22 protein-coding genes are annotated in these 20,425 nt (G+C 72.2%); 12 read left to right on the top strand and 10 right to left on the bottom strand.

Annotated features, from left to right (window positions below; translation table 11 throughout):
* The first annotated feature begins 25 nt into the window (after positions 1-25).
* Positions 26-802, top strand: a complete 777-nt coding sequence (pstB, locus tag ACZ51S_RS29300; protein ID WP_388945882.1) for a phosphate ABC transporter ATP-binding protein PstB — start codon at positions 26-28, stop codon at positions 800-802.
* 123 nt (positions 803-925) lie between these two features.
* Here the strand turns inward: pstB and ACZ51S_RS29295 are convergent, their stop codons facing one another.
* Together ACZ51S_RS29295 and ACZ51S_RS29290 are read right to left on the bottom strand one after the other, a co-directional pair.
* Positions 926-1,924 (bottom strand): inorganic phosphate transporter, encoded by a 999-nt coding sequence (locus ACZ51S_RS29295; protein ID WP_388945879.1) that lies wholly within the window; start codon positions 1,922-1,924, stop codon positions 926-928.
* Between the two features lie 5 nt (positions 1,925-1,929).
* On the bottom strand, positions 1,930-2,550 hold the full coding sequence (locus ACZ51S_RS29290; protein WP_388945876.1) for a DUF47 domain-containing protein: 621 nt from the start codon (positions 2,548-2,550) through the stop codon (positions 1,930-1,932).
* 193 nt (positions 2,551-2,743) lie between these two features.
* Between ACZ51S_RS29290 and ACZ51S_RS29285 the strand changes: the two genes are divergently transcribed.
* Positions 2,744-3,058 (top strand): metal-sensitive transcriptional regulator, encoded by a 315-nt coding sequence (locus tag ACZ51S_RS29285; RefSeq protein ID WP_042801353.1) that lies wholly within the window; start codon positions 2,744-2,746, stop codon positions 3,056-3,058.
* A 79-nt stretch (positions 3,059-3,137) separates the two neighbouring features.
* Here ACZ51S_RS29285 and ACZ51S_RS29280 read toward each other — a convergent pair whose 3' ends face one another.
* Positions 3,138-3,290 (bottom strand): hypothetical protein, encoded by a 153-nt coding sequence (locus tag ACZ51S_RS29280; RefSeq protein ID WP_388945932.1) that lies wholly within the window; start codon positions 3,288-3,290, stop codon positions 3,138-3,140.
* 147 nt (positions 3,291-3,437) lie between these two features.
* Positions 3,438-4,316: an SCO4651 family lipoprotein gene (locus tag ACZ51S_RS29275; RefSeq protein WP_468479272.1), complete on the bottom strand. Its 879-nt coding sequence runs from the start codon at positions 4,314-4,316 to the stop codon at positions 3,438-3,440.
* Positions 4,317-4,458: 142 nt separating this feature from the next.
* On the opposite strand from ACZ51S_RS29275, the gene ACZ51S_RS29270 reads away from it, so the two are divergent.
* Positions 4,459-4,677 carry a hypothetical protein gene (locus tag ACZ51S_RS29270; RefSeq protein ID WP_468479273.1) on the top strand — a complete coding sequence of 73 codons (219 nt, stop codon included), beginning with the start codon at positions 4,459-4,461 and terminating at the stop codon, positions 4,675-4,677.
* A 70-nt stretch (positions 4,678-4,747) separates the two neighbouring features.
* Entirely contained in the window at positions 4,748-4,990 is a 243-nt protein-coding gene (locus ACZ51S_RS29265; protein WP_468479274.1) for a hypothetical protein, read from the top strand.
* A gap of 125 nt (positions 4,991-5,115) precedes the next feature.
* Here the strand turns inward: ACZ51S_RS29265 and ACZ51S_RS29260 are convergent, their stop codons facing one another.
* The 5 genes from ACZ51S_RS29260 to ACZ51S_RS29240 form a co-directional block, all read right to left on the bottom strand.
* Positions 5,116-5,811 (bottom strand): phosphatase PAP2 family protein, encoded by a 696-nt coding sequence (locus tag ACZ51S_RS29260; RefSeq protein ID WP_468479275.1) that lies wholly within the window; start codon positions 5,809-5,811, stop codon positions 5,116-5,118.
* 201 nt (positions 5,812-6,012) lie between these two features.
* Positions 6,013-7,017 (bottom strand): C40 family peptidase, encoded by a 1,005-nt coding sequence (locus tag ACZ51S_RS29255; protein WP_468479285.1) that lies wholly within the window; start codon positions 7,015-7,017, stop codon positions 6,013-6,015.
* Positions 7,018-7,091: 74 nt separating this feature from the next.
* On the bottom strand, positions 7,092-8,828 hold the full coding sequence (locus ACZ51S_RS29250; protein ID WP_468479276.1) for a serine/threonine-protein kinase: 1,737 nt from the start codon (positions 8,826-8,828) through the stop codon (positions 7,092-7,094).
* Between the two features lie 49 nt (positions 8,829-8,877).
* A complete protein-coding gene (locus ACZ51S_RS29245; protein WP_468479277.1) occupies positions 8,878-9,669 on the bottom strand; it encodes a thioesterase family protein in 792 nt (263 codons plus the stop codon).
* A 52-nt stretch (positions 9,670-9,721) separates the two neighbouring features.
* Complete coding sequence (locus tag ACZ51S_RS29240; protein ID WP_388945857.1) at positions 9,722-10,330, bottom strand: LysE family translocator; 609 nt, start codon at positions 10,328-10,330, stop codon at positions 9,722-9,724.
* Between the two features lie 58 nt (positions 10,331-10,388).
* Here ACZ51S_RS29240 and ACZ51S_RS29235 point away from each other — a divergent pair, with 58 nt between their 5' ends.
* From ACZ51S_RS29235 to ACZ51S_RS29205, 7 genes are all read left to right on the top strand, one after another.
* The gene (locus ACZ51S_RS29235) at positions 10,389-11,207 is read left to right on the top strand and encodes a pentapeptide repeat-containing protein (RefSeq protein WP_468479278.1); all 819 of its coding nucleotides are present in this window, start codon (positions 10,389-10,391) and stop codon (positions 11,205-11,207) included.
* A 345-nt stretch (positions 11,208-11,552) separates the two neighbouring features.
* Positions 11,553-11,861: a hypothetical protein gene (locus tag ACZ51S_RS29230; RefSeq protein WP_008742356.1), complete on the top strand. Its 309-nt coding sequence runs from the start codon at positions 11,553-11,555 to the stop codon at positions 11,859-11,861.
* A gap of 102 nt (positions 11,862-11,963) precedes the next feature.
* Positions 11,964-12,803, top strand: coding sequence for a DUF8175 domain-containg protein (locus ACZ51S_RS29225; protein ID WP_468479279.1), 840 nt, complete (start codon positions 11,964-11,966; stop codon positions 12,801-12,803).
* Positions 12,793-14,175, top strand: a complete 1,383-nt coding sequence (locus ACZ51S_RS29220) for a hypothetical protein (RefSeq protein WP_468962452.1) — start codon at positions 12,793-12,795, stop codon at positions 14,173-14,175. Before ACZ51S_RS29225 ends, ACZ51S_RS29220 begins: the two co-directional genes overlap by 11 nt.
* The gene (locus ACZ51S_RS29215) at positions 14,172-15,731 is read left to right on the top strand and encodes an SCO6880 family protein (RefSeq protein WP_468962450.1); all 1,560 of its coding nucleotides are present in this window, start codon (positions 14,172-14,174) and stop codon (positions 15,729-15,731) included. Before ACZ51S_RS29220 ends, ACZ51S_RS29215 begins: the two co-directional genes overlap by 4 nt.
* 19 nt (positions 15,732-15,750) lie before the next feature.
* Positions 15,751-17,169 carry an ATP-binding protein gene (locus ACZ51S_RS29210; RefSeq protein WP_388945844.1) on the top strand — a complete coding sequence of 473 codons (1,419 nt, stop codon included), beginning with the start codon at positions 15,751-15,753 and terminating at the stop codon, positions 17,167-17,169.
* 2 nt (positions 17,170-17,171) lie between these two features.
* On the top strand, positions 17,172-18,875 hold the full coding sequence (locus tag ACZ51S_RS29205; protein ID WP_468479282.1) for a type VI secretion protein: 1,704 nt from the start codon (positions 17,172-17,174) through the stop codon (positions 18,873-18,875).
* A gap of 17 nt (positions 18,876-18,892) precedes the next feature.
* Here ACZ51S_RS29205 and ACZ51S_RS29200 read toward each other — a convergent pair whose 3' ends face one another.
* On the bottom strand, positions 18,893-19,438 hold the full coding sequence (locus ACZ51S_RS29200) for a GNAT family N-acetyltransferase (protein WP_468479283.1): 546 nt from the start codon (positions 19,436-19,438) through the stop codon (positions 18,893-18,895).
* A gap of 41 nt (positions 19,439-19,479) precedes the next feature.
* On the opposite strand from ACZ51S_RS29200, the gene ACZ51S_RS29195 reads away from it, so the two are divergent.
* Complete coding sequence (locus ACZ51S_RS29195) at positions 19,480-20,313, top strand: DUF3626 domain-containing protein (RefSeq protein ID WP_468962448.1); 834 nt, start codon at positions 19,480-19,482, stop codon at positions 20,311-20,313.
* Positions 20,314-20,425 lie beyond the last annotated feature (112 nt).

Below are 20,425 nucleotides of genomic sequence, written 5' to 3'. Positions count from 1 at the left end.
ACCAACTGAAAGCGAAGTGACCCTCATGGCCAAGCGAATCGACGTCAGCGGCCTCTCCGCCTTCTACGGCAGCCACAAGGCCATCGACGACATCTCGATGACCGTGGAACCCCGCTCCGTGACGGCCTTCATCGGCCCCTCCGGCTGCGGCAAGTCGACCTTCCTGCGCACCCTGAACCGCATGCACGAGGTCACCCCCGGCGGCCGCGTCGAGGGCAAGGTGCTGCTGGACGACGAGAACCTGTACGGCCCCGGCGTGGACCCGGTCGCGGTGCGTCGCACGGTCGGCATGGTCTTCCAGCGCCCCAACCCCTTCCCCACCATGTCGATCTTCGACAACGTGGCGGCGGGCCTGCGCCTGAACGGCAGCTACAAGAAGGCCGAGCTCGCGGACGTCGTCGAGCGGTCCCTCAAGGGCGCCAACCTGTGGAACGAGGTCAAGGACCGCCTGAACAAGCCGGGCTCCGGCCTCTCCGGCGGCCAGCAGCAGCGCCTGTGCATCGCCCGCGCCATCGCGGTCGAGCCGCAGGTCCTCCTGATGGACGAGCCCTGCTCCGCCCTCGACCCGATCTCCACCCTCGCCATCGAGGACCTGATCGGGGAGCTGAAGGAGCGCTTCACGATCGTCATCGTGACGCACAACATGCAGCAGGCGGCCCGCGTCTCGGACCGCACCGCCTTCTTCAACCTCGCCGCCGTCGGCCAGCCGGGCAAGCTCGTCGAGATCGACGACACGGACCGGATCTTCTCCAACCCGTCCGTCCAGGCGACGGAGGACTACATCTCGGGCCGCTTCGGCTGATCGCCGGAACCCGCCCGGACGTCCTGCGGCGCTGCATGGCGGTGCCGCCGCAGGGCGAAAGAAAAGGGCCGGCTCCCCCTGGGTGGGGGGAGCCGGCCCGCTTTCGTACGGCGCTGCGGCGCGCTACACGAAGGCCAGGTTCACGATCCAGAAGCTGACCGCGGCCACCGCGGCCGCCGCCGGCATGGTGATGAACCAGCCCAGGATGATGTTCTTGGCGACGCCCCAGCGCACGGCGTTCACCCGCTTGGTCGCGCCCACGCCCATGATCGCCGAAGTGATCACGTGGGTGGTCGAGATCGGCGCGTGGAAGAGGAACGCCGAGCCGAACATGATCGAGGCACCGGTGGTCTCCGCCGCGAAGCCCTGCGGCGGGTCCAGCTCGATGATCTTGCGGCCGAGGGTGCGCATGATGCGCCAGCCGCCCGCGTACGTGCCCAGCGACAGCATCACGGCGCAGGAGACCTTCACCCAGATCGGGATGGCCTCGTCGGCACCCTGGACGTCGGCGATGACCAGGGCCATCACCACGATGCCCATCGTCTTCTGGGCGTCCTGGAGACCGTGGCCGAGCGCCATGCCGGCCGCCGAGACCGTCTGCGCGATGCGGAAGCCGCGCTTGGCCTTGTGCGGGTTGGCCCGGCGGAACATCCACAGGATGCAGACCATCACCAGATAACCGGCGACGAGACCGACGACCGGCGAGACGAACATCGGGATGACGACCTTCTCGACCACACCGGACCAGATGACCTCCGTCCCGCCGGCCAGCGCCGCGCCCACCATGCCGCCGAACAGGGCGTGCGAGGAGGACGACGGGAGACCGAAGTACCAGGTGATCAGGTTCCAGGCGATCGCGCCGACCAGGGCCGCGAAGAGGATCCACATGCCCTTGTTGCCGTGCGGGGTCTCGATCAGACCCTTGCTGACCGTCTTGGCCACCCCGCTGCCGAGGAAGGCACCGGCCAGGTTCATCACGGCGGCCATCGCCAGGGCCGCGCGCGGGGTCAGGGCCCGCGTCGAGACGGAGGTCGCGATGGCGTTCGCGGAGTCGTGGAAGCCGTTCGTATACGTGAAGCCGAGCGCGACACCGATGGTCACGACCAGCGCAAAGGTGTCCACGGGGTTCAGGACTCCTTGACGGCGATGGTCTCCACCGTGTTCGCGACGTGCTCGAACGCGTCGGCGGCCTCTTCGAGGACGTCGACGATCTGCTTGAGCTTCAGCACCTCGATGGCGTCGTACTTGCCGTTGAAGAGCTGGGCGAGCAGCTTGCGGTGGATCTGGTCGGCCTGGTTCTCGAGACGGTTGACCTCGATCCAGTACTCGGTGAGGTTCTCCATCGTCCGCAGGTGCGGCATGGCCTCGGCGGTCAGCTCGGCGGCCCGCGCCAGCACCTCGATCTGCTGCTCGACGCCCTTGGGCAGCTCCTCCACGTTGTAGAGGACGACGAGGTCGACCGCTTCCTCCATGAAGTCCATGATGTCGTCGAGCGACGAGGCGAGGCTGTAGATGTCCTCCCGGTCGAACGGCGTGATGAAGGAGGAGTTCAGCTGGTGGAAGATCGCGTGGGTGGCGTCGTCCCCAGCGTGTTCCGCCGCCCGCATCCGCTCCGCGATCTCGGCCCGGGCGGAGTGTTCCGCTCCGAGCAGTTCCATCAGGAGCTTGGAGCCCGTGACGATGTTGTCCGCGGATGCGGCGAACATGTCGTAGAAGCTCGTCTCCCTGGGGGTCAGACGAAATCGCACGTGAGGTCCTCGGGGTGCATTGGATTCGGTCAGGCTGATGCTAGGCGCATCCCCCGGCCACGGCTAACCGGCGGTTCCCCAGTGTCCTCCATCAGGCAGAGTGGGAGTCACGGACCCCTGTACCCCCGGCGCGGGCGACGTACCCTATACCCATGAGGGGTATAACCCCTCTTTCCGGACCACGGGAGGACCGATGACGACCATCGAGGCGGAGGGCTCCGGAGCCGTCCACGGCTACCACCACCAGAAGGACGAGCACCTCAAGCGGCTGCGCCGGATCGAGGGCCAGATCCGCGGCCTCCAGCGCCTGGTCGACGAGGACGTGTACTGCATCGACATACTCACGCAGGTCTCGGCCAGTACGAAGGCCCTCCAGTCCTTCGCCCTCCAGCTGCTGGAGGAGCACCTGCGCCACTGCGTCGCGGACGCCGCCGTCAAGGGCGGCACCGAGATCGACGCGAAGGTGGAGGAGGCCACGAAGGCCATCGCGCGCCTGCTGCGCAGCTGACCCGGCCGGCGCCGGTACGCGGTCCGGGGGCGCGGCCCCCGGCACCGGCGCCGCGGAGACCGCCCGGGGCCGCCCGGAGCTACAGGCGGATCCCCATCAGCACCTCGTCGATCCGGTCCTGGCTCAGCCGGTCCTCGGCCGCCGCCGAGGCCGCGATGATCAGCTCACCGCACAGCTCGATCTCGGCGAGCGCCACGTGGTCCTGCACCGTCATGCCGCCTGCGGGAGTCACGCGTGTCACCTCTCTCTGCCGCCCTCGCCCGTCGGCGCTCGGCATACCACCCTAGGGAGCGGGCCCCTCGCCGCGCATGACACGGATGGACCATTTCCGGATAGCGGGGCCATGGCCCGGAGGCGCCGGTTCACCCCGCCGGGCCGGCTATTCGGCGATCTTCCCGGCGTAAATGTCCCCGCTTGGGGGCAATACGACGGTCACCGGTGTCCCGAATCCGTAGAGCAGCGTGGTGGAGGACACATCGATCACGCCATTCTTGACGTATGTGAACCGGTGCCGGACCTTGCGCAGGCGCCCCTCCTCGTCGAGGTAGGCGTCGAACGGCACGCTGTCCTTGCTGAACCCTTTCGCCGCCGCCTCCAGAGCCCCCTTGGTCCCCGGCGAGGCGCTCCGCGCGGCATCCGCGATGTCCGCCGTACCCCGGTAGTGCCGCACCTTGGTGCCGGCCAGCTCGGTCTCGCCCACGTACGTCACCTCCCGCGCGCCCCGCAGCAGCTCGGCCGCGGCCACCGGGTCGGTGGCACCGCCGGTGACGAGGTTCCCGTCGGAGAGGGTGGCGGTGTCGAGCCGGACCCACTTGTCGTCGGGGACTCCGGCGCCCCGGTTCTTCATGTAGAGCGCGCCGGGGACGAGCAGCTCGGTGATGGGCCGGTGCTCGGCCTGGCCCTTCACGTCGGCGGGGAGCATCACCAGCAGCTGGCCCATCCGCTTGCGGAAGTCGACCCCGCCCTCGCCCCGGATGGTGACCCGGGTCCCGCCGGTCGCCATTTCCATGGCCGTACGGGCCTTCGCGCTCCCGGCGGCGGTCAGCGCGTCGGCGGCGCCGCGGACCGCGGCGGCCGGGTCGCCCGGGGGCCGGCCGTCACCGCCGCGCGAGCCCTTGCCGGAACCGCCGCCGGCGTCCGTGCCCGTGCCGCTCGCCGCTCCGCACGCGCTCAGCGCCGCGACGGCCACCGCCGCACAGACCGCGAGCACCGCCTCACCCGCACGCCTTCTCCGCCGCCTGTGCTGGTGCACCACCATCGCCTGCCAACCCCCAACGCGAGACCGCTGTTTGCCCGAGGCCCCCACCCGCTCCGGTTAACGAGGTCCGGGGTTTCCCGTAACGGGCCGCCCGGCTCCCGGGGCCGTACCGGACGGGGCCGGGCCCGGGTACGGTGGAGGGGTGGATCAGCACACGAAGGCGACGCCGCTCGCTCCGCTTCCCCCTGTGCCCCTGCCGCGGGACCACGCGGAACCCGCACAGCCGCCCGCCGGCCACTCCACGAGCACCGCGGAACGCGGCTCCTTCTGCCTGGCCGTGTGCGGCTGCGGCTGGAAGGGGCCGGCCCGCCGCTCCCGTGACCTGGCCCGCAGGGACGCGACCCGGCACACCTCGCAATAGCGGCGGCGCCCCTTCGTCCGTTCGGCCGCCCCGGCTGGCCGGGGGCCCCGCGAGCGGTTGCTCTGGTTCCATGCCAGGTACCGCACGCTCCCTCGCGGCCCTCCTCTGGGCCCTGCTGCTCGCGCTCACCCCGGCCGCGGCGGCCTGGGCCCGCCCGGTGGGGTCGGCGGACGGACCGGCCGACGTGGCGCTGGCCATCGGGGTCACCACCGCGGCGGCCGTGGGCACCGGGCTGTGGCTGCGTTCCCGTTACCGCCGCGACGGCACGGAGCCGGAGCATCCCGGCGGGGGCGGCGAGGGCGGCGATCCGTGACGCCGCGCCCGCGCCCGGTGGCGGTGCGGCTGTGCTTCGGCGCCGCGGGGCTGTGCCTGCTGGTGGCGTTCCTGCTCGCGCTCTGGAACCCCTGAGCCGTCCGGGCGGGGCCGCGCCTCGACGGCCTACGCGGCGAGGTCGCTCTCGGCCGGGCGCTGCGCCAGCTCGACCGGGCGGGCCACCACCCGCTCGGGGGCCCGTACCAGCCGCCCGAGGCGCGGCGCGCGGGCGACGGCCCTGACCACCGGGGCCAGCGCCGCCATGGCGAGCGGGGCGAGCAGCAGGACGACGGCGGTGCCGAGGGCGAACCCGCCGATGACGTCGGTCGGGTAGTGCACCCCGAGGTAGACCCTGCACAGCCCCTCGGCGAGCGCCAGGCCGATCCCGACGAGCCCGAGCCGGCGGTTGACCAGGAACACTCCGATGCCGAGGGCCATGCCGAGGGTGGCGTGGTCGCTGACGAAGGAGAAGCCGGGGACGGGCGCGCCCGCGCCGCCGAGCACTTCCAGGCCGTCGTGCTGGAGGAACGGCCGCGGCCGGGCGACGAACTGACGCAGCGGTACGTTCACCAGCAGGGCGATCGCGGCGGCGAGGGGCGCCCACACGAGCGCGGCGAACGACTCGACGGCGGTCGCCTCGTCCTGCCGCCTGGTGCCGCGCCAGCACCACAGCACGAGCAGGACCATGGCCAGCGGCAGTCCGTACGAGCCGGTGAAGGCCACGGCGCGGTCGAACCAGTCGGGGGCGCGCCGGGAGAGGGCGTTGATTGCGTACAGCAGGCTGACATCCACGTTCGGCCCACCGGTCGTGAGTCCACCCATGCGCCGCGGCCCCTTGCCTGCCTAGGTCCCCTGCGGGCGCACGACGGTGTGCGCCCCTTCAACCCCCCAGCCGATCAACCCCCGTGACCATGGAACGCCCGTTCTGCCTGGGACGTTCCACTCTCCACCGAATGATCACTCCAACGTTATCCAAGAGTGACTCGTCGTCGCAGCTCAGGGCCTGGACTTCACGGAGAGTCGCTAAGGCTTGGGAGTCGCCCCCGGCGGCTCCGGAAGGGCCGCGGCACCGTCCTTGGTCACGCGGGTGGCTCCGAAGTAGTCAGGGGTGTCGATCTTGTCGAAACGGATGACCGCGCCGGTGTACGGGGCGTTGATCATGTAACCGCCCCCCACGTACATCCCGACGTGGCGGATCTCCCGAGAGTTCGTCAGATCGTCGGAGAAGAAGACCAGGTCACCGGGGAGCAGCTCCTCGCGCGAGGGGTGCGACCCGGCGTTGTACTGGTCGTTGGCCACGCGCGGCAGCTCGATCCCCACGCTCTCGTACGCCGCCTTGGTCAGCCCGGAGCAGTCGAACCGCCCGTCCTGGTCGGCCGTGCCGTTGCCGCCCCACAGGTACGGCGTCCCGAGCTGCTTCTGCGCGAAGTACATGGCGCCGCTGGCCTGCTGGGAGGGGGCGAGCCGGGCGACGGGCCGCGCGAAGCTCTTCTCCAGGGAGCGGATGGCCTTCACGTAGCCCTGGGTCTCGCTGATCGGCGGCACGCCCCCCGCCTTGATGACGCGGTAGGGGCCGGCGTTGTAGGCGGCGAGCATGTTGTCGGACCGGTCGCCCGGCACCCCCGCGACGTCCTTGGCGAGCTGGCAGTCGTAGGTGGCCGCCGAGGGGATGGCGTCCCTCGGGTCCCAGATGTCGCGGTCCCCGTCACCATCGCCGTCGACCCCGAACGCGGCCCACGTCTCCGGGATGAACTGGGCGATGCCCCGCGCGTCGGCATGGCTGATCGCGTCGGGCTTCCAGTGGCTCTCGGTGTACAACTGGGCTGCCAGCAGCGCCGGATTGAGCGCGGGGCAAAGGTTTCCCCACTTCTCCACCAGCGGCTGGTAGACCGCCGGCACCGCGCCCTTCACCAGCCCGACCGCGCCCTGCCGGGCACCGCTCGCGATGCCCGCCGCCGCCGAGTAGGTGCCGACGACCAGCAGCGCGACGAAGGTCAGGCACACGCCGATCCCGATACCGCTCGCCATCCAGAACTTGCGCACCCGTCAACACTGCCTCATGGCGGCCCGTCTGACAGCGCATTCGCCAGTCTGTTCCGGCACTATTTCACCGGAAAGCCGGTGCAGTAGACACTGCTGTACTCCTTGACCCCACGGACCCGGTAGACCAGCACGGTCCAGTCACCGGGATCGTTGGCGGTCGGGATGCCCGGGAACTTCTTCCGCGTCCCCTGGTTGTCCACGAGCTCCGTGACGAAGTCGTCCGGATACGTGAGGTCCACCGAACCGCCGGTCGCCGGGTCCTTGAGGTCGACCGGCCTGCTCGTGTAGCCGATGCTGTGGTTGTAGTCGCGGACCGCCTCGAAGGGCCGCCGGGTGCTCTCGTCGATCTCGTGCGGCGGTTTCACGCCGACGGAGACGGCGTAGGTGCCCTTCTCCGTGTTGTGCTGCTTCAGGAAGACCCGGATCCTGACCTTGCCCGTGACCGTCGGCGCCTGCGGATCGTCGGCGTCGACGACGGAGGCCAGCAGGAACTCCGCCCGCTCCTCGTTGGGCAGGTTGCAGCCGCCCGTACTGCTCCACAGGTCCCGCGACACCTTGTTCGGCTCGATGTGGTCGGGCACGGCGCCCGACACGCCGACCCCGGCCGGGACGGGCGGGCTCGGAGCCGGCTGCCCGACGGAGGACGGCACGCCCGCGGAGGGCGCGGCCGAGGAGGTTGCGGCGCCGCCGGCCGGCGGGGCGGCGGCCCGTCCCCCTCCGCCGGCCTCCTCGCCCTTGCCGTTCCCGCTCATCAGGTACCCGCCCGCGACGAGTCCCCCCGCCACCAGACCGGCGACGGCCGCCAGCGCCCAGCGCGGGGCGCGGCGGGCCCCCGTGCCGGCGGCCACCGGGGCCGCCGCCGGAACGTACGTCGGCACGTAGCCGGAGCCGGCGGCGCCGAGCCCCGGGCCGATGGTCGACGGCAGCGCCGGCACCCGCGCCGCGCCTCCGCCGGCGGCCGTCAGGGCCGCGTACACCGGGTCGTCGACCAGCGCCGCGTCCACCGCGCAGCGGCGGATGACCTCGGCCGGCGAGGGCCGCCCGCCCGGCTCCTTCGCCACGCAGGCCCTGATCAGCGCGGCCAGTCCCGGCTCCACGCCCTCGACGTCGATCTCGCCGTGCACTGCCCGGAAGTTGACCGTCGTCGGCTCGCCGGTGCCGTACGGGGCCCGGCCCGTGGCCGCGTACGCGAGGGTGGCGCCCAGGGCGAAGACGTCCGCCGCGTCCGCCGCCTCGCCGCGCAGCAGCACCTCGGGGGCCGTGTAGCCGGGGGTGCCCGGGGCGGTGCCGGCCTGCGTCAGGGCCGTCCCGTCCACGCCCTTGGCGATCCCGAAGTCGATGAGCTGCGGCCCCTGCGCACCCAGGATGACGTTCTGCGGCTTGAGGTCCCGGTGGGTGACCCCGTACGCGTGCACGCTCGCCAGGCCCTCCGCCAGCGCGGCGAACAGCCTGCGGCAGGAGTCGGCAGGCAGGGCGCCGTAGCCGCCCACCGCGTGACTGAGCGTCGGCCCCGCCACGTACTCGGTGGCCAGCCAGTACGGCGGGGCCGCCAGCGAGGCGTCGATCAGGTTCGCGGTGTAGGCCGACCGCACCGCGCGCACCGTCTCGGCCTCGCGGCGGAACCGCGCGAGGGCCTCCGGATGTCCGGTGATCTCGTCCCTGATCACCTTGATGGCCACCAGGCGGCCGCCCGGGGACCGCCCGAGATACACCTGCCCCATGCCTCCGGCCCCCAGCCGGGCCACCAGCGCGTGCGCCCCGACGTGGGCGGGGTCGGTCTCTCTCAGGGCCTCCATCCGGTCGAGGGTGTCATACCGACTTCCGTGCGGCGAACGGGGGTTGGCTTCAGCGGGGGGCCACGAACAGGCTCTGCGCGCCCCGTCCGAGCGGGCCCTTCTCGTCGTGCAGGCGGGAGTCCGCGAGGCCGATACCCGCCGCGTCCACGCTCGTACGGGCCTCCACGCACACCCACTCGCCCACCGGATGGCGGTGCAGGTGGACGGTGAGGTCCCCGTTGACGAAGACGAACCGGCCGAAGTCCATCACCGCGCTGATCCCGTTGCCCGAGTCGGCGGCCACCAGCACCCGGTCCAGCGGCCGGACCTCCTCCCCCGCCACGAGCGGCACCCGCATCCGCATCCAGCAGGTCCCCGGCCCCCGCTCGGTGAAGGCGCCCTCCGTGAAGCGGGTCTCCACCGAGGAGTGGTAGCCCGTCTCCCACGGCACGGGGAAGAACGGCGTCACCCCCACCTCCCCGGGCGGCGGCACCACCGCCGCCGGAACCACCGCCGGCACCGGCTCCCCGGACACCCGGATCCGCAGCGCCCGCGCCAGCATCACCGGCTGCCCGCCCGCCGGGGCGAGGGCCGCCTCGACCAGCTCGGTGCCGCGCCCGGCCCGCAGCACCGAGGCGGTCACCTCCAGCTCCCCGATCGGCACCGGGCGCAGGATCTCGTACGTGATCCGGGCGATCCGCATCTCCGCCCGCGCCCCGGGCCGTTCCTCGACGGCCCGTCCCAGCAGCGCGGCCGGCGGTCCGGCGTGCTGGGAGCCCGGGTCCCAGGGCCCGCGCGTGGCCTGCGTGGCCCGGAAGCGGCCCTCGCCGAGCCGCTCGTAGAACCCGTCCTCAGCATCCATGCCCCCGCACGTTACCCACAGGTAACCCGGGATGCCAGACCCCCGTCACGGCTCAGCGCGCGAAACCCAGCCCCACCCCCAGCCCCACCAGCACCGACCCGATCGCCCGGTTCAGCGTCTTCTGCGCCCGCAGCATCCGGTCCCGCAGCCGCGAGTCGGAGAAGAACAGCGCCACCGCCCCGAACCACACCAGGTGCGCCGCCGACATGAACAGCCCGTACCCCGCCTGCTGCCACGCCGAGGTGTCCGGATTGACCACCTGGGTGAACGTGGACACCACGAACAGCGTCGTCTTGGGATTCAGCACATTGGTCAAGAACCCCGACCGCAGCGCCCCCGCCCGCGTCAGCCCCGGCTTCGACTCCAGGTCCACGGTCAGCTCCGCCCGCGCCCGGAACGTACGGATCCCGATCCACACCAGGTACGCCGCGCCCGCCAGCTTGATCGCCGTGAACAGGGCGGTCGACGAGGCGATCAGCAGACCGACCCCGAGCATCGTGTACGACACGTGCACCAGCACCCCGGCCGCGACCCCCGCCGCCGCGAACAGGCCCGTCGGCCGCCCGTACAGATAACTGTTCCTGACCACCATCGCGAAGTCCGCACCGGGACTGATCACGGCGAGCAGGGTGATGACGGCAACTGCGATCACTTCTGTCATGTACGGATGCTCGCCGCCCCCTCCCGACGGATCAAGACGCTCCGGTCACAATGGAAGGGTGTCCACCACCGCACTGCCCCTCCTCCAGGCCGACTGCTCCGCCTGCTTCGCCCTGTGCTGCGTCGCGCTGCCCTTCGCCAAGTCCGCCGACTTCGCCGCGAACAAGACCGCCGGCACCCCCTGCAAGAACCTCCGGCAGGACTTCCGCTGCGGCATCCACACCCGGCTGCGCGACGAAGGGTTCCAGGGCTGCACCGTCTTCGACTGCTTCGGCGCCGGCCAGCAGATCTCCCAGGTCACCTTCGAGGGCCGCGACTGGCGCACCCACCCCGAGACCCGCGAGGCCATGTTCGAGGCCTTCCCGGTCATGCGGCAGCTGCACGAACTGCTCTTCTACACCGCCGAGGCGCTCACCCGCCCCGCGGCCGCCCCCCTCCACCCGGCCCTGCGCACGGCCCTCGCCAAGACCGAGGCCCTCACCCGCGCCGACGCCGCCACCCTCACCGCCCTCGACGTCCCGGCCCTGCGCCAGGAGGTCAACGCCCTGCTCCTCAAGACCAGCGAACTGGTCCGCGCCAAGACCCCCGGCCGCAGGAAGAACCACCGCGGCGCCGACCTGATGGGCGCCCGCCTCTCCGGAGCCGACCTGCGCGGGGCCAACCTGCGCGGCGCCTACCTGATCGCCGCCGACCTCAGCCGCGCCGACCTGCGCGGCGCCGACCTGATCGGCGCGGACTTCCGCGACGCCGACCTGAGCGGCGCCGACCTGCGCGACGCCCTCTTCCTGACGCAGCCCCAGCTGGGCGCCGCCCGCGGCAACCCCGCCACCCGCATCCCCGCGCACCTCACCCGCCCCGCCCACTGGCTCCCCGGGTAACCCGCCGCCCGCACGCCCCGCCGCCCCCTCCGGCGCCCGACCGGCGCCGATGCGCCCCCCGCGCCTCCGTACGCTCCCCCGCTGCCCCGGACTCCCCCGATTAGTCCGAACGGCCAGCCCTCGGAAGGCCCCGCGCACGCCGGGCCGACAATCATTGCCCGGGGTCACCCCCCGTGATACACAGAGTGACCTGCTCAGGGTGCGCATACGGGGCGCGGGCCGAGAGAACGGGTAAAGAGACCGGCCAAGTCGACGACGGCGCCGGTTTCATCAGAGAAGATAGTGCGTGACCCCTGCCGTCGGGCACGGGCTACCGGAACTACCCTTACAGGGGCGGTGAGTTACATGATCCTGGCAGCTGAAAAGGGCGACATCACCACCATCATCGGCGGAATCGCCCCGAACTGGGGGCCGTTCGGCAGCCTCGGCAACGAAGCGAAGGTCATGATCGAGGTGGTCATGGCCGTCGCGATCCTCCTCTGCCTCGGCATCGCCATCTGGGGCGCCGCCAAGCAGCGCATCGGCGCGACCGCCCTGCGCGACACCTTCAGCGCCGAACAGGGCAAGGGCCTGATCGTGGCCGGCCTCACCGGCGTCTTCATCATCGGCTCCCTCGGCACCCTCTTCACGATCGTCTACGGGATGGCCGTCTAGCCGGATCGCCGCGCCCGGCCGCACCCTGATGAGGAATCACCACACCGCGCCAGAGCGGAAACGAGCGCTACCGTCGTACGACGCGGAGGGGGCGGACACGCAATGAGCAACGACGACCAGTACGGCGGCGGCAGCGGCCACGCCGAGGTCGGCGGCACGGGCCAGACCCGTACCCGGCTCCCGGACCCGCCCTCCGAGGCGTACGGCGGCCCGCGCCGCAACCCCCGCTCCTCCCGCGGCCTGATCACCGTGGTCGGGGTGGTGGTCCTGCTGATCGCCGCCATCGCGTTCGCGAACCGGTCCCAGGACGCCCCGCCCGACGCCTCCCCGTCCTCCGACAAGCCCCCGGCCGCCGACTCCACCGCCCCCACCGGCACCGCCCCGGTCACCGGCAAGGCGGCCGGCGTCCCCACGGGCTTCGCCCACGACGAGCAGGGCGCCCAGTCGGCGGCCGCCAACTACACGGTGGCCCTCGGCTCCGACGGCATGCTCAAGAAGGACGTCCGGCACGCCCTCGTGGACGGCATCTACACCCCCGAGGCCGCGGCACGGCGCAAGGGCACCCAGGACGCGGCGTACTCCCCCGCCTTCCTCGCCACCCTCGGCCTCGACGCGAACGGCAACGCCCCGCAGGGAAGCACCTTCGTCACCCGTGCCGTCCCCGTCGGCACCCGCGTCGAGGGCTACAACCCCACCACCGCCAAGGTCGCGGTCTGGTACACCGGCCTCGTCGGCATGTCCGGCCCCAAGTCCACCAGCCCGGTCCGCACCACCTGGAAGACCTGGACCTTCGAACTGACCTGGACCGCGGACGGCTGGAAGGTCGCCTCCGACAGCCAGCAGGACGGCCCCGCCCCGGTCCCCGGCGACGTCCCCGCCTCCACGTCCGACGACATCAGCAAGGCCGTCCAGGAGTTCGGAGGGTTCACCTATGCCCGGTAGCCGCCGCCCCGACAGCGGTACGAGGACCAGCCGGGCCCCGCGCGGCGCCGCCGCCCGTACCGCCGCCGCCCTGGCCGCCGTACAGACGGCGCTCGTCCTGCTGTCCGCCCGCGCCTACGCCGCCCCCAGCCCGACCCCGACCCCGTCCGGCACCCCCTCGGGCTCCCCCTCCGCCACCCCGTCACCCTCCAAGTGCGAAGGCGTCATCGGCCCGCTCAAGGAGGACTGCGAACGCCAGGTCGGCAACGCCCCTGGCACCGCACCCGGCACCGGCCTCTCGCCGAACAGCCCCCCGGACGCCATCAACCCCCTCGCCTCCCTCGCCAAGGGCTGCGCCGACGCCGCCGCCTGGATCGTCGGCAAGCTCGGCGAAGCGGTCAAGAGCACCGCCAACGTCGACTTCACCAACCCCGCCTTCCTCCAGCAGTACGCCGTCGTCTTCGCCGCCTCCACCGTCCTGACCCTCGTCCTGTGGCTGCTGGCCGTCGCCAAGCGCGCCATCCGCGGCGTCCCCCTCAGCACCGCCCTCTCCGAGGCCATCGGCTTCCTCTGGCTGACCGTCCTCGCCTCCGCCTTCACCCCGCTGATCCTCTACACCGTCGTCTCCGCCACCGACGGCATCACCGAGGTCATCGCCGCCGCCACCGGCAGCCAGACCGACGTCTTCTTCGGCTCCTTCGCCGAAGCCCTCAAGAAGGGCGAGGACATCGGCGGCGGCCCGATCATGCTGGTCGTCGTCTCCCTCGTCACCGTCCTGGCCGCCGGAGTGCTCTGGCTGGAGCTCGTCATCCGCGCCGCCCTGCTCTACGTCGGCGCCCTCCTCGGCACCGTCGTCTACGCCGGACTCGTCGACCGCAACATGTGGGGCCACGTCCGCCGCTGGGCCGGCATCATGATCGCCGTCATCCTCGTGAAACCGGTCATCGTGATCGTCCTCGGCCTCGCCGGAGCCCTCGCCGGCGACAAGGGCCCCAACGCCTTCTCCGCCGTCGTCTCCGGCCTCGCCATCATCCTCCTGGCGATCTTCGCCTCGGCGATGATCTACCGCTTCGTCCCCGGCTTCGGCGACGAGATCGCCGCCGCCCGCACCAACCGCTCCAAGGCCACCGACGGCGCCCAGGCCGCAGCCGTCATCAGCTCCCCGGCCTCCCTCGTCTCCCAGGGCATCAAGACCCACAGCAGCCGCGGCGGCTCCCACCGCGCCACCGGCGGCAACACCGGCGGCGGCGACGCCAACCAGATCTCCGGAGGCATGGCCGCCCACAGCAGCCGCCGCTCCGGCAGCGGGTCCGGCGGCGGGAACGTCCCCCCCGCCGCACCCCCGCCCCGCACTGGCTCGAGTACGAGGAACACAGGAGGTGACGGGCGTTGACGTCCCAGTCCCACCAGCTCCACCCGGTCGCGCCCCGCCGTACGTATCTCATCGGCCGGGCCCGGCCGAACGCGATCGTCGGCAAGAACCGCGAAACCGGCGAAATCGCACTGATCATCACCGGCGCCTTCTTCGGCATGATGAGCGGACTGCTCGTCCCCCACCTCACCCTGCGCATCGTCAGCCTCGTCGGCTTCCCCCTGCTCGCCCTCGCCGCCGTGTACGTCCCCTACAAGGGCCGCACCTTCTACCGGTGGTTCGAGATCAGCCGCAGCTACAAGCGCATCCTGCGACGCGGTACGACGTACCGCTCGGGCGCCGTCGAAGCCGGCACCCGCGCCAGCGACGGCCGCGAGGTCGAGGTCGGCCCGCCCCCCGGCATCGGCCGCATCAACTGGCTCGCCGCCCCCTTCGGCCCCGACGAGATCGCCGTCCTCCTGCACGCCGACCGCAGAACCGTCACGGCCGCCATCGAGATCGAGGGCCCCGGCGTCGGCCTCCGCGACAGCGAGGACCAGGAAGCCCTCGTCGACCGCTTCGGCACCCTCCTCAAGCACGTCGCCAACGGCGACGGCTTCGTCACCCGCCTCCAGATGCTCGCCCGCACCCTCCCCGCCGACCCCGACGCCCACGCCAAGGACGTCGCCCAGCGCGGAGACACCCACGCCCCGGCCTGGCTGCGGGACTCCTACGACCAGCTCCAGTCGATGGTCTCCACCTCCTCGGAGCAGCACCGCGCCTACCTCGTCGCCTGCATGCACTACACCCGCGAGCTCGCCGCCGAAGCCAACGCCATCGCCCGCGCCGGAGGCCACAAGGGCCGCAAGCTCGACCGCGACTCCGGCCTCGCCATCGTCATGGCCCGCGAGCTCACCGACATCTGCGCCCGCCTCGCCGAAGCCGACATCCGCGTACGCCAGCCCCTCGGCCAGGGACGCCTGTCCTCCCTCGTGCACTCCATGTACGATCCGGACCACCCCATCGACCACATCCAGGCCATGACCAAGCGCAACGCCTGGCCGGCGGAACTCGATGCCGTGGAGCCCACCTACCTCCAGGCCAAGACCCGCGAATCCTCCACCCGCGCCCCCTGGTGCCACGCCACCGCCTGGGTGAAGGAATGGCCGATGACCCCGGTCGGCGTCAACTTCCTCGCCCCCCTCCTCGTCCACACCCCGGACGTCATCCGCACCGTCGCCGTCACCATGGACCTCGAACCCACCGAGATCGCCATCGAGCGCATGCTCACCGAGAAGACCAACGACGAGGCCGACGCCTCCCGCGCCGCCAAGATGAACCGCACCGTCGACCCCCGCGACATCGCCGCCCACGGCCGCCTCGACCAGAGGGGTGAAGATCTCGCCAGCGGCGCTGCCGGAGTCAACCTCGTCGGGTACATCACGGTGTCCTCGCGTTCACCCGAAGCCCTCGCCCGCGACAAGCGCACCATCCGCGCCTCCGCCGGCAAGTCCTACCTGAAGCTCGAATGGTGCGACCGCGAGCACCACCGCGCCTTCGTCAACACCTTGCCGTTCGCCACCGGCATCCGACGTTAGCTGGAGGGAAGTGCCGCCCATGCGAGATCCCATGTCCGCGCTGACGGACGCCTTCACCAGCTTCCTCTTCGGCAAGGTCGAGACCACCCGCCTGCCCGTCCGCACCTCCACCGGCCAGGCCCAGGCCGTCTACCTCCCCACCGCCGCCCCCGGCCTCGGCGACTCCGGCGTGATCATCGGCCGCGAGGTCTACAGCGGCAAGGGCTACATCTACGACCCCTTCCAGCTCTACGGCCAACAGCTCCCCGCCCCCCACTGGCTCGTCCTCGGCGAGTCCGGCAACGGCAAGTCGGCGCTTGAGAAGACGTACGTCCTGCGCCAGCTCCGCTTCCGCGACCGGCAGGTCGTCGTCCTCGACGCCCAGGGCGAGGACGGCGTCGGCGAATGGAACCTCATCGCCCAGCAGCTGGGGATAACCCCCATCCGCCTGGACCCCGTCGCCGCCAACGACGACGGGATCCGCCTCAACCCCCTCGACCCGGCGATCACCACGACCGGACAGCTCGCGCTGCTCCGCACCATCATCGAAGTCGCCATGGGCCACGGCCTCGACGAACGCTCCGGCTTCGCCCTCAAGGTCGCCCACGCCTACGTCGTCGAGACCATCCAGGACCGCCAGCCCGTCCTCACCGACATCGTGGAACAGCTGCGCCACCCCGAAGCCGAATCGGCGCTGGCCATGAACGTCGACATAGACGATGTCCGGGCCTGGGGCCTCGACGTGGCCCTCGTCCTCGACCGCCTCGTCGACGGCGACCTGCGCGGCATGTTCGACGGCCCCACCACCGTCGGCATCGACCTCGACGCCCCGCTGATCGTCTTCGACCTCTCCCACATCGACCGCAACTCCATCGCCATGCCCATCCTCATGGCGATCGTCGGCGTGTGGCTGGAACACACCTGGATCCGGCCGGACCGCAAGAAGCGCATCTTCCTCGTCGAAGAGGCCTGGCACATCATCAACAGCCCCTTCGTCGCCCAGCTCTTCCAGCGCCTCCTGAAGTTCGGCCGCCGCCTCGGACTCTCCTTCGTCGCCGTCGTCCACCACCTCTCCGACGTCGTCGACGGCGCCGCCGCACGCGAGGCGGCCGCCATCCTCAAAATGGCCTCCACCCGCACCATCTACGCCCAGAAGGCCGACGAGGCCCGCGCCACCGGACGGGTCCTCGGCCTGCCCCGCTGGGCCGTGGAAATCATCCCCACCCTCACCCCCGGCATCGCCGTCTGGGACGTCAACGGCAACGTCCAGGTCGTCAAACACCTGATCACCGAAACCGAACGCCCCCTCGTCTACACCGACCGCGCGATGACGGAGTCCTCCACCCCCGAGCAACTCCCCGACGAGCTGCTCGCCGCCGAACTCGAAGCGGAGGAACGAGCCCTGTACATCGAACGCCAGCGGGGCTCCGGCCCCGGATCAGCGACCACGGTGGCCTGACCATGCCCGACGCGAGACGTACGGAACCCCCCGCGCGCCCCGGCGGCGTCCCCGACGGGGTCCTCGTCGGCCTCCTGGCCTTCCTCCTCGGCCTCGCCGTCCTGGTCTGGTCGGCCACCGGCCTCGCCGCCCTCTTCACCAAGGGCGCCTGGCCGGACACCGTCACCTTCACCCGCACCCCCGAGGCCGTCCGCGCCCTGATAACGCAACCCCACGACCTCGCGGGGGCCTGGCCCGACACCGACCCGGCGGCCCTCTCCGGGTGGGGGCTCTTCTGGGGCCTGTTCATCAGCCAGCTGCTGGTCCTGCTGGTCCTGACGATCTTCACCATGGGCGTCGTGGCCCGTACGAGGGCCCGCCGCCCCCGCACCGGACACCAGCCGGCCCCCTCCGACCCCGCCTCCGCCCAGGCCCCGGCGCCGACCCCCGCCCCGGCCCCGGCACAGACCCGGCCGCCGGGCCAGGTGCCCGGCGGCCCCCGCGCCGACGCCTCGGCACCGGCAGCACCGGCGGCACCGGCCCCGGATCACCCCGCCGGGGGCCCGACCCCGCTCCCCGGCCCGGCTCACGCCCCGGCCCGGACAACGGCCGCCCCCGCCGCGCACGCCCCGGTCTCCGCCCCGGCACCGGCACCCGTACCCGTCCGGGCCCCCACACCCGCACCGGCCACCCCGCCCCGGAAGCCGACCCCGGCCCGCTACACCACCGCCGGCCAGGCCCCGGCACCGGCCGGGGACGCCTACCGCTACGGGTTCGGCTACGCCCCGGCACCGTCCACCGCACCGGCCCCCCGCCTCGTCTACGGCGGCCCGGCCGAACGCCACCGCCTCGCCGCCCAGGCCCTCGCCGCCGCCGAGGGCGCCGCCCTGGTGGTCACCTCGTCCCCCGCACTGTGGTCGGAAACCAAGGACGCCCGGGCGAAACTCGGGCCGGTCCTCCTCTACGACCCCTCGCACCTGTGCGACACCCCGGCCCGGATGCACTGGAACCCCGCCGACGGCTGCGCCGACCGCGACACCGCCGCCGCCCGGGCGGTCGCCCTGCTGGCCCCCGTACGGCCCCAGGCCCGCCTGGACAGCGCCGTCGCCGACACCGCCGAGACCCTCCTGCGCAGCTGGCTCCAGGCCGCCGCCCTCGACGGCCTCCCGTTCAAGCACCTGGCCCGCTGGGCCCAGGGCAACAGCGCCCAGGACCCGGTCCGCACCCTGCGCACCCACCCCCGGGCCGCCCCCGGCGCCGCCGGTGAACTCGAGAGCGCCCTCACCGCCCACCCCGAACGCCGCGACCAGGCCCAGCAGCTGACGGCCCGCGCCCTGTCCTGCCTGACCTCGATCCACATCCGCGAGGCCTGCAACCCGAACCGTACGGATTCCCTCACGCTGGCATCGTTCGCCGCCGAAGGGGGCACCCTCTACGTGCTGGGCGAACCCCTGGAGGACCCCCGCACCCACCCGGGTGCGATGCCCCTCCTGACGGCACTCGCCGCAGACGTGGTCGAGCACGGCCGCCGCATGGCCGCACGGTCATCCCACGGCCGGCTCGACCCACCACTGACCCTGGTCCTGGAGGACGTGGCGGCCGTCGCCCCCGTCCCCCAGCTCCCGGACCTCCTCCACGACGAGGCCCTTCCCCTGCTGGCGCTCTGCCGCAGCCGCGAACAGGCCCGCTCCCGCTGGCCGAACGCCCCCCTGGACCCGCCCCGCTGACGCCACCCGACCCCGCTTCAGCGCTCGAGGACGTACTCGCGCTCCTCGGCCCCCGACTCCAGCTCCACCACGCGCCCGCTCGGCACGAACCCGAACCGCCGGTAGAAGGCGGCCGCCCGCAGGTTCTCCTCGTGCACGAAGAGCCGTATGCGCTCCGGCACCGGCGCCTCCAGCCCCCGCGCCCACTCCACCCCGGCGGTGAACAGCGCCTCGGCCAGTCCCGCGCCCCGCCGCCCTCCGCGTACGAACACCCCGACCACATGCGCCTGGGTCTTCTCCACGGGCAGGCCGAAGAAGTCGGTGCTCCCCGCCTCCTCGACGAGCACGCTCACCGATCCGTCCCACTCACCGTCGGGCCGCTCCGCGACGAACTGCCGCGCGACCCGCCCCCGCGAGGCGCCAAGCGCCCGGTCCTGCCAGAACTCGTCCGGCCGTTCCTCCGCCTGCTCCAGCGTCTCCAGGAACGCCACCGGCGCCGCCGGGTCCCGCAGGGCGTCCAGCCTCAACGCCTTGACCTGCTGCCACTCGTCGGCCCGTACGGCCCGCACCACATGCTGATCCATAATCGCGGATCCTAACCACCCGCTTGGTGCACACTGCACCCATGCATCCGCACGCCCGGGCGCTCGCCCACGTCACCGCCCTCTCCTCCGGCCCCCCGATGGACCCGACCCTCACGGTCACGCTGAACTTCCACCCGGACCGCGTCAGCGAAGACCGTCCGATCCTCACCGCTCTGGCCGAGGAGGGCGTCTACCGCTCCCAGTTCGTGACGGGCACCAGCAACGGCGGCCTCACCGCCCGGCCCGGCGGCGCCCGCTGGCAGTGGGAGAGCCGCATCTTCGGCGGCGCCTACGACGACGCGCCCGCCGAGGAACGCCCGGTGTACGGCGCCCTCAACTTCCGCCACAACCCGGCCGGCGCCGCTCCCCGCTTCGGCTCCGCGCACTTCCGGCTCCGCCCGGAAACCCTGGCCCGCACCACCTTCTGCTACCCGGACAGCTACCTGGAGCCCGAGTCCTTCGGCGTGGCCGACCGCATGTCGCTGACCCCCCTGGCCCTGGCCGACGACCAGGACGCACTCGACGACTACATCGAGGCCCAGGTCCACACCCCGGTACGGCTGGACCACGACGTCGCGGCCCTCGTACTTGACCCCAGTTACCGCGGCACCGAAGTCGAGGCCGCCGCCGCGAAGCTCCCCTGCCCCACGGAATGGCACCCGGGCTTCCGCCTCACGGTCACCGAACTCCGCCGGCACCCGGACTACCGCGGCCAGGACTTCGTCGACCTCGGCTGCGCCATCGCCGTCGGCGACGTGCTCACCCCGCGCATCCTCGGCGAGGCCGCCCGCAGCGGCCGCTACGACGAGCAGGCCCTGAAGCGCGTCTGGCACTACCTGGCCCGTTTCGGCTCTCAGGCACAAAGACCCGCGTAAAGCCCCGTGAACGCAGGAAAGCCCCGCACCAGAAGGTGCGGGGCTTTCCCACAATGATTGTTCGGCGGCGTCCTACTCTCCCACAGGGTCCCCCCTGCAGTACCATCGGCGC

It is taken from the genome of Streptomyces sp. NPDC034043, assembly GCF_055575675.1.
This window is presented reverse-complemented; position numbering and strand designations above follow the sequence as displayed.

Bases quoted from the DNA above. Each gene is read 5' to 3' on its own strand.
- pstB (WP_388945882.1), top strand. From the start codon at position 26: ATGGCCAAGCGAATCGACGTCAGCGGCCTCTCCGCCTTCTACGGCAGC.
- ACZ51S_RS29285 (WP_042801353.1), top strand. From the start codon at position 2,744: ATGACGACCATCGAGGCGGAGGGCTCCGGAGCCGTCCACGGCTACCAC.
- ACZ51S_RS29275 (WP_468479272.1), bottom strand. From the start codon at position 4,316: ATGGTGGTGCACCAGCACAGGCGGCGGAGAAGGCGTGCGGGTGAGGCG.
- ACZ51S_RS29265 (WP_468479274.1), top strand. From the start codon at position 4,748: ATGCCAGGTACCGCACGCTCCCTCGCGGCCCTCCTCTGGGCCCTGCTG.
- ACZ51S_RS29260 (WP_468479275.1), bottom strand. From the start codon at position 5,811: ATGGGTGGACTCACGACCGGTGGGCCGAACGTGGATGTCAGCCTGCTG.
- ACZ51S_RS29255 (WP_468479285.1), bottom strand. From the start codon at position 7,017: ATGGCGAGCGGTATCGGGATCGGCGTGTGCCTGACCTTCGTCGCGCTG.
- ACZ51S_RS29250 (WP_468479276.1), bottom strand. From the start codon at position 8,828: ATGGAGGCCCTGAGAGAGACCGACCCCGCCCACGTCGGGGCGCACGCG.
- ACZ51S_RS29245 (WP_468479277.1), bottom strand. From the start codon at position 9,669: ATGGATGCTGAGGACGGGTTCTACGAGCGGCTCGGCGAGGGCCGCTTC.
- ACZ51S_RS29240 (WP_388945857.1), bottom strand. From the start codon at position 10,330: ATGACAGAAGTGATCGCAGTTGCCGTCATCACCCTGCTCGCCGTGATC.
- ACZ51S_RS29230 (WP_008742356.1), top strand. From the start codon at position 11,553: ATGATCCTGGCAGCTGAAAAGGGCGACATCACCACCATCATCGGCGGA.
- ACZ51S_RS29225 (WP_468479279.1), top strand. From the start codon at position 11,964: ATGAGCAACGACGACCAGTACGGCGGCGGCAGCGGCCACGCCGAGGTC.
- ACZ51S_RS29220 (WP_468962452.1), top strand. From the start codon at position 12,793: ATGCCCGGTAGCCGCCGCCCCGACAGCGGTACGAGGACCAGCCGGGCC.
- ACZ51S_RS29210 (WP_388945844.1), top strand. From the start codon at position 15,751: ATGCGAGATCCCATGTCCGCGCTGACGGACGCCTTCACCAGCTTCCTC.
- ACZ51S_RS29205 (WP_468479282.1), top strand. From the start codon at position 17,172: ATGCCCGACGCGAGACGTACGGAACCCCCCGCGCGCCCCGGCGGCGTC.
- ACZ51S_RS29200 (WP_468479283.1), bottom strand. From the start codon at position 19,438: ATGGATCAGCATGTGGTGCGGGCCGTACGGGCCGACGAGTGGCAGCAG.
- ACZ51S_RS29195 (WP_468962448.1), top strand. From the start codon at position 19,480: ATGCATCCGCACGCCCGGGCGCTCGCCCACGTCACCGCCCTCTCCTCC.